We start from the raw sequence: 10,783 nt of genomic DNA on the forward strand, positions 1-10,783 counted from the left end.
GGGTTTCTGAGTGTCTCCCCTCGTGCGCGCTACTCTGCCTCTCGGTGTGCGCCTCACACACAGTCCACCACCCATCACCCACCCGCCCCAGCCTCGGCCCTGTCCACCGGACCGACCCCGAAGCGCCGCCACCCCTGCGAGCAGCAACACGAGGGACTTCCGGGCCGGTGGTCGGGTCCGGCCGATGGCTGGGGCGAGATATCGGAACGTGACCGTGGTCGGGTCTTCATGGTCGACAGACCGGTCGGGGTCGACTGCTGCGCTGTTCCGTACACGCGGCGCCGCGAAAGGCGGCGGCGCACCGTACGAAGGCAGGCCGACGATGGCGCACGAGATCCCGGACGCGGGCGCAGGGGACCGGCTGGCGCTCGCAGTGCTGGCGCAGTACCGGATGGCGGAGGACCGAAGTGACGACGAACGCCGCCGCGCAGCCCAGCGTCGACGAAGTCAGCGACTTCCTGGCCCTGCTTGCCGACAGCGGGCTCGCCGACCAGGCCGGTTCCTGGGTGAGCGACCAAGTGGGCAACCAGCCCGTCACCGGAGCCCAGCTGCTTGCCGTCCTGGACGCCGACACCGGGCCTCCGCCGCGGCAGAGTCCGGCATGACGGTCCAGGAGTATGCCGACGCCCTCGCCGAACAGCTCCCGTACGCCGTGGACAAGGCGACCCCTGGCAGAGAACTCCCCGGCGCCCAGCATGCCTGAGCAGTCGTCCGGCACCTCTGCCTGCGGGCGAGCGCTGCCGCCCGCAGGCAGGCGCGGATCGTCAGCGAACCGCGTCCGTGAGTCCCTTTCCTGCCTTGAACCCGGGAACCTTGGCCGCCTCGATCTTGATCGCGGCACCGGTCTGGGGATTGCGTCCAGTCCTCTCGGGGCGCTCCTTGACGCTGAACGTGCCGAACCCGGTCAGCACGACGTCGTCGCCCTTCTGCAGGGCCTCGGTGATCGAATCGATCACCGCATCCAACGCCTTGCCGGCCGCGGCCTTCGAGATGTCGGCTGATTCAGCGATCGCGACGGTCAGATCGGTCTTGTTCATGCCTCTTACCTGCCTCTCCGGGTAGACCGGCGGCTGCCGGCCGTCCCCATCCTGAACAGCACAGACGCGAAGACCACGCAGTACACGCCAAGCCGTAAGCCATCAGAGACGGACCAGCCGGCTCTCATTGACCGTCCGCCCGAGTACCTCCACCGGCCCATCCACGGCACGCCACAACACTGCGCACTCGGCTGGTGCGCTCTGCACAGCGGCCAGCCAGGTATGCGGGAGGCCGGCTCCCCTTTGATATGGGGCCAGCGCTGTGGAAAGCCCACCGGCTGGGCGCGGTACACGGCCCGGGGCTGTGTATCACCCCCAGTCCTACCCACCGCCCGAGCGCCTTCCTGGCCGCGAGCTCGCGCTGCGGCAGGCCGGACGGCACCCGGGCAGACGCGGGTGCAGGGGCTGGCTAGATGTCGCCGACGGCGAACTGGTCGATCGTCGCGGCGTAGCCGGTGACGCCGCCCAGCACGCAGCCTGCCCCGAGTTCGGCCAGGTTCGTGGCCGTGCGGCCGCTGCCGCGGGCCGTGCCCCCGGCGAACGTACCCGCCGCGATGGAGCCGCCTTCCAGGGAGAAGGACGACGCGTCGCCACGGAACGACGCCTGGTCGACGACCGTGCGGCTCCCGTCGTTCCAGTCGATGGTCACCTTCGCCCATCCCGGGCCGATCGGCCCGGGACAGGCCGCGGTCAGGGAGGCCTCGATCCGGACCGTGCCGCCGGTGATCCTCGGGTGCGTGCGAGAGGAACAGATGCCCATCTCGCCGTCCGCGCTCAGCCGCACGGTGTTCCTGGAGAAGGTGATCCCAGGGGCGTAGTGCACGTTGAGGGAACCGCCGTTGCAGGTGACGTCACCGATGTCCTCCACACCGGCCGCCGCCGGGCTGGAGGGGGCAAGAGCGAACACCGCGGCGGCCGCGACCGCCGCCGACAGGAAAGAACTGCGCACGTAAGAGGCCTCATTCCACTTTCGTCAGGGAGTGAACACCAGGAAGCGAACCCTCCCCCGGCCCCTCCGGCACCCGCCACGCCCGACACCCGACCCACGCCCACCTGAACAGCGCACCCACCTGCCGCGACACAGCAGCGGACCACCGCCTACCGCACGCCATCCGCAGCCGGCGGCATCCAAGGCAGACCGCAGGCGGGGCACTCCACCCGCCACGACAGCACGCCTGGCATTCTCGCCAGCGATACCTGAACGCCCAGGGGCGACCGCAGACCACCGTGGCGCCCAGGTCCTCGCACGCTGCCCATGTGCTCCCGGGGACACAGACGACCCCGAGACGTTCTGCGGCGTATGGACGACAGATACCCGTTTGGATCGATTTGGGATATTTGGTCGGGGTAGAGGACGGCAGGTCCCTGTCCCGAACGGAATCCCGGAGGCATCAGTGCCCGAAGTGAACGGCCCCTACAAGCCCGGCACCCCCTGCTGGATCGACCTGATGGTCCCCGACCAGCAGGCCGCCCTCGACTTCTACTGCGACCTCTTCGGCTGGCAGGGCGAGATCGGCCCCGCCGAACACGGCGGGTACGCCATCTGCACCCTCAAGGGCAAGCCCGTGGCCGGGATCATGAAAGCGTCCAACCCGGACGGGACACTCCCCGACCCGCTGCCGCCCACGGTGTGGACCACCTACCTCTCCACCGACAACATCGACACCGCCCTCAAGTCCGTCACCGACGCCGGCGGCACCGTCATGACGGGCCCCGTGGATGTCATGGACCTCGGGCAGATGGCCGTCATCGCCGACCCTGCCGATGCCGTCGTCGGCCTGTGGCAGCCCGGCATGTTCGACGGCGCGGGCATCGTCAACGAGCACGGCGCGCTGACCTGGAACGAACTGGCCACCGCCGACATCCCGGCCGCCTGCGCGTTCTACTCCTGCGTCCTGCCCGTCACTACGGCCCGCTCCGAGATGCCCGGCACCGAGAACTACATCGAGTGCAAGGTCGACGGCCGGGCGGTCGCCGGGATCATGGACCTCTCCGAACTCCCGCAGAACGTCACCCCGCACTGGCAGACCTACTTCCACGTCGACAGCGTCGACGACATCCAGGCAGCCGCCGTCCGCGCCGGCGGCCGCGTCCTGCACCCCGCCACCGACATGCCCGCCGGCCGCACCGCCGTCCTCGCCGACCCCCAGGGCGGCGCCTTCACAGTGATCACCCCCGCCACCCGATAGGCCGCCTGCCAGTCCCGGGTCCTTCACGGCCTTGCGCCGGGCCCGCCCGGCGCAAGGCCAGGCCAACCGGTGGCGGCATCCGGCACGCCGGCACCGCCCCGCGGCGGACGACGCCGGGCCGGAACGTACACGGCCCCGGCCGATGTCGGTCCCGGCCGGAGCTGTCGGTGTGCATGGTCGTGAAGGGCGGTCGCCTACGCGGCGAAAGGCTCCATGAGGCTTCAGCCGAACGATCGTCCTCATGGGCTAGAGGTGAGGCCCGGGGACACTGTCCCCTTCACAACCACCCCTGATGTAACCCGCGTTCGGGCGCGGATGTTCCCTGACCCACGCGACCTCCGGGGACACAAGGAGGCGAACAGGTACGGCTACGGGCGGGTGCTCTTGAACCGCACCGCGGAACCCCACCGCGCCTGCTGATCCGTCATGCACCACGTGCACAGCGGGAGGCCCCCGGGACCGTAGCGCCAGGTCTGCCGCTGACACCCCGCACACAGACCGATCTGGGAACCGGCACAGTGCATCGTGCTCGGGTCCGGATCCGATACCGGAGGCGCTGCGGTCGTCATCACTGTGTCCTCATCCGGGCGGCGAACACTCACCACCTCGAACAAAGAATAGAACACTCACCGATTGCCGGACCTAAGCCATCCCGTCCAGGTATGTCACGAGTCCAGACGGGCGCCCGGCCATCAGTCTGCGCCAGCTCCTGCCCTGTGCCACCGGCCGTGTCTCACACGCTCGGCGGAGGTACTACAGCGACGAGAAACGGCCCGTGGAGCTGCGTACACCGTGGCGCCCGCCGCTCACTGCGAGATCGCCTACGGGATCCCGGTCAGCCGTCCATAGCGGTCTGCGGGACAGGCCAGGGGTCGCAGGCCTACGGGTGTCGCGCCTACTTTCGGCGCCGGACGTACCAACCGGTCACCAGCACGATGAGGATGGCAACGATGAAGGCGCACACGGTCGTTGCGCCGTGGTCCGAACGGTAGGCAATCACAGCAAGCATGTTCAGGCGGATACCCCCCGCTTACGGCTTCAGCCGACCCGCGTCGCCCGCCTCCCTGTCGAGTGCGTGCCGAAGGCGCCACACGTCGGCAGCCGTCAGCCGGAGAACGCGAGGCCAGAGAGCATGCATCGGTGATCTCACCAAGCCTCATATAATCGAACACATGTCCGATCTGCCGCCGGATCCCGCCCGCCTGCGCGCGATCCTCGCCCACCTCGACAGGCAGCTCGCCGACGCAGAGACCATCAGCACCTACCTCCGCCTCCAGCGCGAGGAAGTACAGCGCGCCCTCCAGGCAGCCGGCCGACCACCCCGCCCACCGCGGCCGCAACTGCGGCCAGCCCTGGCGCCCCCTCCGTCCCCCGCCGAACGCTCCCCCAACGGCCCCACGCGGGCGGGAGACGGCTACATGCTGGAGAACAAGCGCCACCCCAAGGATCCTGAGCCCGCCGTCCTCCACGTCGACAGCTGCGCCAAGGCAAGCCGGAAGACCTCGCCGATCTCCGCAGCCCAGTTCCGCATCGCCATCCGCGACACCCAATACATCAAGACCTGCAGCTTCTGCCGCCCCGAAGACAAGCCGGACGACACAGCCGGCTAAGACACTGCGCAGCCGCTGCGCAAACGGGCCGACCACAGCAAACCGGCCCCTGCGCATCCCCGCCCCAGACCCGACCACGGCCGACATCGCACGGGGTTTACGTGTCAAGTTCAGGGGGCGAGTCCGCTGTTGACTATGCGGGCCCAGAGGGCGTGGTGCCACTCGTTGGCGTCAGGGGCTGGTTCGGTGGTCAGGACCGGATTCGGGCCTGTCTCGATGAGGTGCAGAAGTGCCCAGGCGACGCCGTAGCAGTCGTCCGGGCCGAAGCAGGCGACCAGCGCTTGGGCCTCCTCGCCGGTGACGGGCTTGGCGATGGCGCCGAGCTGTTCGGATCGCCGGTCGATCTCCTCCCCGTCGGCGTCCCAGTCCGGTAGGGGGCCGTCAGCTACGAACGTCTGAACTTCTGCTCTCATGCTCGAATGATCAACCGCTGTGGTTGGCAGGAGCAAGGCGTCCTGCCGGTTCACGCGGCAGTCGCCTCTGCCCACAGGGCTCCGCTCCGAGATTCGACCTTGAGGCCGCCGTCACCAGCGCGGCCCGTACATGAGGAGCTGACATGCCCGACACCACGCCGCTCGCCCCGATGACTCCCCACGCGGCCATCAGCGGTCGTCGACGGCTGCCTCGCCAGCACCGGCCTCCGACACCAACCACCATGACAACATCCCGCATTCAAGGTCAGTAACAGGTCGGAAAAGGCTCACTGCCAGTCGCTCGAGAGCGGTACCGGGATCACTCCTGGATGGAGGCCATGCCCATCGGCGCGTAGCGGTCTCCTGCCGCAGCTCCGACCGGAATCGCGGCGCTCAGTCCTGCGACGGTCTCGGCGGCGAGCTCGATGGCTGCGGCGGCGACGTTCTGCTCGAGCCAGGTGCGCCGCTTCGTTCCGGGGACAGCCGTGACCCCGTCCTGGGCCAGCACCCAGGCGAGGGCGAGCTGACCGGTCGTCACGTCGAGTCGGTCGGCCGTCGCGGTGATCCGGTCGAGCAGCGTCAGGTTCTGTTCCAGGTTCGCGTCGGCGAAGCGCGGTGAAGTGCGACGGAAGTCATGGGTCGGCAGATCGTGCACCGTTCGCACGGCTCCGGTAAGGAAACCGCGGCCGAGCGGCGCGTACGCGACGAAGCCGACGCCCAGTTCGCGGGCCGTGTCGAGCACACCGTTGACCTCGACGTTGCGGCTGAACAGTGAGTATTCGGTCTGCACCGCCGACAGCGGGGCGGCCGTGTGGGCTGCCCTGATACTCGCCGGGGATGCCTCACTGATACCGAGGTATCGCAGCTTCCCCTCCGTTACCAGGTCGGCGAGGGCACCGAATGACTCCTCGACAGGCACGCCCGGGTCGACCCGGTGCAGGTAGTACAGGTCGACGTGGTCGGTGCCCAGGCGGCGCAGTGAACTATCCACGCATGCCCGTAGGTAGTCGGGCCTTCCATTGGGGCCGCCGACGAAGTTCCCCGTCTCGTCGAGGGTGACTCCTCCGCCCTTCGTCGCGACGATCACGTCGTCGCGGCGCCCTTTCAGCGCCCGCCCGAGCAGTTCCTCACCGCTGAAGGGGCCGTACATGTCCGCGGTGTCGAACATCGTGACGCCCAGCTCGACCGCACGGTGAACAGTCCGGATCGCCTCCGCCTCGTCCGGGGTGCCGTACATCGCGGTCATGCCCATGGTGCCGAGGCCTTCGACGGAGGCGGCCAGACCGCGCTCGCCGATCTTGTGTGTCTGCAAAGACATGTCTACACCTTGTTGGTTATGGGGTGGTCAGGGAGTTGGTTGTGGCGGTGGGGCCGAGTGGGCAGCTATGCCCAGCGCAGTGCTTCGTTGCCGGGGAGGCGTGCCTGTCGTTCGCGCCAGGAGTCGTCGCCGTCCGGGTGACCGATGTTCACCAACAGCAGCGATGTGAGGCGTCCGTCAGGGAAGAACTCGTGGTCGAGGCCCTCACGGTCGAATCCGCTCATCGGGCCGGCGTGCAGTCCGGCGGCGCGTACCGCAAGGATGAAATATCCGCTCTGCAAGGCCGCGCTGAACCGACCCAGTTCGAGTCGCCTCGCGTCGTCCTCGGAGAGGTAGTCCTTCAGCTGCGGAGGGTGCGGGGCGATCAGCCCGGCGTGTTCGTGGTAGTCGCGGTCCAGGGCGAGTACCGCGGTCACCGGCGCGCTCTTCGACTGCACCTGGTTGCGTTCGTGGAGGTGTGGCAGGAGCCGGCCGAATCCGTCGGGGCTGCGTACGAAGACGACCCGCAGCGGCTGGACGTTCCACAGCGTCGGCGGCCACTTGGCGAGGTTCCAGATCTCGGTCAGCCGGTCGTCGTCGACGGGTTCGGGAGAAAACCTCTTCACCGTGTGCGCTTCGGTGAAGAGCAGCCTGCGGCCGGCTGAGCCGAGCCGCGCTGCCTCGGAGACAGCGGGATTCACCCAGAACTCCGAGTGGGTGTCGCGCCGTTGGCCAGGTCGTCGGCCCACGCGGTGATCGTGTCGACGTAGGCGGCCGGGTCGTGGCCGTGCATGGAGTGCGGCATGCTCGGAAATGCGCGATAGGTGAATGTATGGCCGGTTGCTTCTATTAGCTGTCGCACGCGCTGGACCTGGAGGTCGGTGATCGCTCCGAGCAACTGTCCGGTGTCCGGGTCTACATGATGGAAGTGATGGGTGAACAGGACCGGCACCTTGACCTGCCTCAGCATGGAGTCGTGGTCGCAGTTGACGGTGGCCCGCCCGGAGTAGAACGCGTCACCCCACTCGGGGTCGTACTCCCGCAGGTCTTGCGGCGGAGGGGCCAGCGGGCCCGAGGTGCCGGCCGGCGCCATCTTCTGCAACGCGGCGAGCATCCAGGCGGGGATCTCACGTCCCATCGCCGCCTGCATCCCCGGGAAGTCGCCTATGCTCCACTGCGGCCCGAGCCACTTGTGCCACAGCCGGAACATCGGCCCGACGCCCTGCCTGATGGACGGTCCGACCGCGGGGTCGGTCTGTGAGGCGAACAGCGGAGCGTCCTCGTAGACCGCGGCGCGGACCTGGCCGGGTGCCGCGAAAGCGGACAGCCAGGCCGCGATCACGCCGCCGGACGACAGCCCGCACACCACGACGGGGCGCTTGACGACCCGGTCGATGAAGCGGACCAGATCACCGCCGAAGATGTCCACGCTGTAGCGTCCCGGCGTCCACGTGGACCGGCCCTGGCCACGCAGGTCCACCGCATACACCTGGTAGCGGTCGGCCAGCAGCCGCATGGCAGTCCCATAGCCCCACCAGGACTCCGTCTGCGCCGGTATGAGCAGCATGGCCGGGAGTTCGGAATCACCGGCCACGGCGTAGTTCATCCGGATCTCGCCGAGGTCGACGGTCTGTTCCGGATAGCTGTGCGGTACGTAGATCTCGGCGTGGTCGGCCGCTTCCAGGTAGCTCATCGGGCGCCCGCCGCGACAAGGTCGGCGGTCGCGTCCCACAGCCGGACGGCCAGGTCCGAGTCCAGGCCCGCCTTGCCCGGCCGGCGCAGGCTCGGGGAGCCCCGGAAGCCGCCTACGCCGTCCGGCCCGACGTAGGCGTTGCCGGGTACGTCCTGGGTCGCGGCGTAGAGCACCGACAGTGCTCCGCGTTCCGGGGCGTTGGTGAGGAACGTGAGCCGGTTGATGACGTTTGACTTGGAGTGGGCCGCGAGCGAGGTGCGGGCGATGCCTGGGCTGGCGAGCACTGAGCGTACGGGGCTTCCGGTAGCCGCAAGCCGGCGCTGCAGCTCCAGCGAGAACAGGACGACGGCGAGCTTCGACGCCTGGTAGGCCTGCATACCGTTGTGCTTGCGCGTCCGCCAGTCAAGGTCGTCCAGGTCGATCTTGCCCTGCTTGTGCAGCTCGCTGATGACGTGCACCACGCGGTCGGTGATGTGCTGGAGCAGCAGGGTGGTCAGCAGAAAGGGACCGGTGTAGTTGGTGGTCGTCTGCAGATCGAGGCCGTCGGCGGTACGCGCGGCGGGGATGTCCATCACACCGGCGTTGTTGATCAGGATGTCGATGTTGCCGGCCCAGGAGCCCGCGAAAGCTCGTACCGAGGTCAGGTCTGAAACGTCGAGCGCCCGGATGTCGAAGATGCCGGGAAGGCCGGCGACGGCTTGGCGGGCCTTGTCAGTGTCGCGTACCCCCAGCATGACGTGGGCACCGGCACGGGCGAGTTCGCGTGCCGTGATCAGGCCCAGGCCCCGGCCAGCACCGGTGATGACCACCGTACGCCCGGTGAGGTTCGGGAGTTCGTCTGCTGTCCAACTGTTCATGAATCCTGGCTCCGTAGGTCGAGGTTCGGGGGTCGTGGTTCGTGGCGACCGGTGAACGCAACGCCAGTGAACTCGCCGCGCCAGGGCCGTGGAAGGACACGCTCAACCACTGAATGGGAGGTCGTGGCTAAGGCTCGCCGGATGGCCAAGGATGGGGACCATGGACCAAACGTTCGACCGATCGTCCCTGGGCACCTTCCTGCGCACCCGACGTACGGCGCTGCAACCGGAGGACGTCGGGTTGCGCCGCGGGCAGCGCCGACGTGCGCCGGGCCTTCGCCGCGAGGAAGTGGCGGAGCTGTGCACCATGTCAGCCGACTACTTCGCCCGGCTGGAACGCGGCGACGGGCCGCAACCGTCGGAGCAGATGATCGCGGCCATCGCCCGCGGGCTGCGGCTGACGCCGGACGAACGCGATCACCTGTTCCTGCTCGCGGGCTACCGCACCACCCGCCGAGACGTGCGCATTCAGCATGTGAGCCCCGGGCTGATGCGCGTCATGGACGGCCTGGCCGGCCACGCCGCACAAGTCATGGGTCCCCTGGGCGAGACGTTGCTGCAGACGCCGTCCGCGGTGGCGCTGCTCGGCTACCAGACCCAGTACACCGGAAACGCCCGCAGCGCGACGTACCGATGGTTCACCGATCCGACCGCCCGCGAGCGCTACCACCCCGAGGAATACGACAAGAACAGCCGCACCAACGTCGCGCTGCTGCGCGCGGCCGTCACCCGGGACGGACCCAGCTCCCCCGCGGCAGACCTGGCGGACATCCTGCTGCGCACCAGCGTGGAGTTCACCCGACTGTGGGAGCGCCACGAGGTGGGCCTGCGGTGGAGCGACACCAAACGATTCGTCCATCCCCAGGTCGGCGAGCTATACCTCTACTGCCAGACCCTGCTGGAGCCGGACCAGGCCCAGTCGCTTCTCATATTCACCGCCACCCCCGGCACGGAGAGCCACGAAAAACTCGCCCTGCTCACCGTGTTGGGCACCGACCAATTCGCCGCGGGCACCTAAGGTGCTGTCCCGAAAAATCCACAGTGGATCGTCGTGAGGCGTCAGATGCGGTACATCACAAGGCGGAGGGTCGTCCTCGCTCTCGGCCGTATCAGGGCGACCCGACGGCGCGGGAAGGCGCCGTAGCTGTCGTCGTCCGCCCACCGGGGATTACGAGGCGGGTGGCGAGCTCATCTGCTCATGAGAGCGAGGTTGCGTATGTGGGCGACGGCATGAGCGGCGTGATGGAGACCGTGGCCCCGCTGGCGGCAGTCGCGAAGAATCTTGTAGTTCTTCATCCGGCCGATGACGTGATCAAGCCGCGCGCGGGAACTGCGTCAACCGCAGTACGTGAACGTCTCCACCGACACGCGGTTCAGCCCGCAAGGTCCCACCCATAAAAGTGAGATTCCCAGCTCGGAAGGTTGCGCAACGCCCTTTTACGGAGTCACCCGCGCGCGTTGCGTTACACCGAGGCCGCGTGAGGAGGTGTGAAAACTTCCTCAAACCCGAACGGAACGGTCCCGTTCCGTTCGGGTAATCGAAGGGAGCCAGCGATGAAGTTTCTCTATGACGACGAGTCCTTCTCCTTCGAGGCACTGCGGGCTGCGGGCTAGGGCCCCGCCCGCGGGGCCGCCCCGGGGGTGGGGGTGGTGGGCAGCCGGGGGTTACCCCCAGGGGAGCTAGTTG

At 68.3% G+C, this 10,783-nt stretch carries 11 protein-coding genes and 1 pseudogene; 4 read left to right on the plus strand and 8 right to left on the minus strand.

What is annotated here, in order from left to right; all coding sequences use genetic code 11:
- Window positions 1–407: 407 nt before the first annotated feature.
- Window positions 408–605, plus strand: coding sequence for a hypothetical protein (locus ACFV2J_RS20945; protein ID WP_385096508.1), 198 nt, complete (start codon window positions 408–410; stop codon window positions 603–605).
- Window positions 606–764: 159 nt separating this feature from the next.
- Here ACFV2J_RS20945 and ACFV2J_RS20950 read toward each other — a convergent pair whose 3' ends face one another.
- Together ACFV2J_RS20950 and ACFV2J_RS20955 are read right to left on the minus strand one after the other, a co-directional pair.
- A complete protein-coding gene (locus tag ACFV2J_RS20950) occupies window positions 765–1,118 on the minus strand; it encodes an HU family DNA-binding protein (RefSeq protein WP_385096514.1) in 354 nt (117 codons plus the stop codon).
- Between the two features lie 328 nt (window positions 1,119–1,446).
- The gene (locus ACFV2J_RS20955; RefSeq protein WP_385096511.1) at window positions 1,447–1,986 is read right to left on the minus strand and encodes a hypothetical protein; all 540 of its coding nucleotides are present in this window, start codon (window positions 1,984–1,986) and stop codon (window positions 1,447–1,449) included.
- 454 nt (window positions 1,987–2,440) lie between these two features.
- On the opposite strand from ACFV2J_RS20955, the gene ACFV2J_RS20960 reads away from it, so the two are divergent.
- The gene (locus tag ACFV2J_RS20960; protein ID WP_385096518.1) at window positions 2,441–3,226 is read left to right on the plus strand and encodes a VOC family protein; all 786 of its coding nucleotides are present in this window, start codon (window positions 2,441–2,443) and stop codon (window positions 3,224–3,226) included.
- 1,172 nt (window positions 3,227–4,398) lie between these two features.
- Window positions 4,399–4,836, plus strand: coding sequence for a DUF6233 domain-containing protein (locus ACFV2J_RS20965; protein ID WP_385083832.1), 438 nt, complete (start codon window positions 4,399–4,401; stop codon window positions 4,834–4,836).
- A 110-nt stretch (window positions 4,837–4,946) separates the two neighbouring features.
- Here the strand turns inward: ACFV2J_RS20965 and ACFV2J_RS20970 are convergent, their stop codons facing one another.
- From ACFV2J_RS20970 to ACFV2J_RS20990, 5 genes are all read right to left on the minus strand, one after another.
- Entirely contained in the window at window positions 4,947–5,249 is a 303-nt protein-coding gene (locus tag ACFV2J_RS20970; RefSeq protein WP_385083831.1) for a hypothetical protein, read from the minus strand.
- Between the two features lie 319 nt (window positions 5,250–5,568).
- A complete protein-coding gene (locus ACFV2J_RS20975) occupies window positions 5,569–6,561 on the minus strand; it encodes an aldo/keto reductase (protein ID WP_385083853.1) in 993 nt (330 codons plus the stop codon).
- Window positions 6,562–6,632: 71 nt separating this feature from the next.
- Window positions 6,633–7,247: a malonic semialdehyde reductase gene (locus ACFV2J_RS20980; RefSeq protein WP_385083830.1), complete on the minus strand. Its 615-nt coding sequence runs from the start codon at window positions 7,245–7,247 to the stop codon at window positions 6,633–6,635.
- Complete coding sequence (locus tag ACFV2J_RS20985; protein WP_385083829.1) at window positions 7,244–8,239, minus strand: alpha/beta fold hydrolase; 996 nt, start codon at window positions 8,237–8,239, stop codon at window positions 7,244–7,246. Before ACFV2J_RS20985 ends, ACFV2J_RS20980 begins: the two co-directional genes overlap by 4 nt.
- Window positions 8,236–9,096 (minus strand): SDR family NAD(P)-dependent oxidoreductase, encoded by an 861-nt coding sequence (locus tag ACFV2J_RS20990; protein WP_385083828.1) that lies wholly within the window; start codon window positions 9,094–9,096, stop codon window positions 8,236–8,238. The genes ACFV2J_RS20985 and ACFV2J_RS20990 overlap by 4 nt, the downstream gene beginning before the upstream one ends.
- A 151-nt stretch (window positions 9,097–9,247) precedes the next feature.
- On the opposite strand from ACFV2J_RS20990, the gene ACFV2J_RS20995 reads away from it, so the two are divergent.
- The gene (locus ACFV2J_RS20995; protein WP_385083827.1) at window positions 9,248–10,114 is read left to right on the plus strand and encodes a helix-turn-helix transcriptional regulator; all 867 of its coding nucleotides are present in this window, start codon (window positions 9,248–9,250) and stop codon (window positions 10,112–10,114) included.
- 170 nt (window positions 10,115–10,284) lie between these two features.
- On the opposite strand, the pseudogene ACFV2J_RS21000 reads toward ACFV2J_RS20995, so the two are convergent.
- Window positions 10,285–10,431 (minus strand): annotated as a pseudogene (locus ACFV2J_RS21000) (IS5/IS1182 family transposase); the annotation flags it as partial.
- Window positions 10,432–10,783: the final 352 nt, after the last annotated feature.

This window comes from Streptomyces sp. NPDC059668 (genome assembly GCF_042734135.1).
Taxonomy (GTDB): Bacteria; Actinomycetota; Actinomycetes; order Streptomycetales; family Streptomycetaceae; genus Streptomyces.

Excerpts from the sequence above, each read along its gene's own strand:
- ACFV2J_RS20985 (WP_385083829.1), bottom strand. The coding sequence starts at position 8,239 with ATGAGCTACCTGGAAGCGGCCGACCACGCCGAGATCTACGTACCGCAC.
- ACFV2J_RS20995 (WP_385083827.1), top strand. The coding sequence starts at position 9,248 with ATGGGGACCATGGACCAAACGTTCGACCGATCGTCCCTGGGCACCTTC.
- ACFV2J_RS20970 (WP_385083831.1), bottom strand. The coding sequence starts at position 5,249 with ATGAGAGCAGAAGTTCAGACGTTCGTAGCTGACGGCCCCCTACCGGAC.
- ACFV2J_RS20965 (WP_385083832.1), top strand. The coding sequence starts at position 4,399 with ATGTCCGATCTGCCGCCGGATCCCGCCCGCCTGCGCGCGATCCTCGCC.
- ACFV2J_RS20990 (WP_385083828.1), bottom strand. The coding sequence starts at position 9,096 with ATGAACAGTTGGACAGCAGACGAACTCCCGAACCTCACCGGGCGTACG.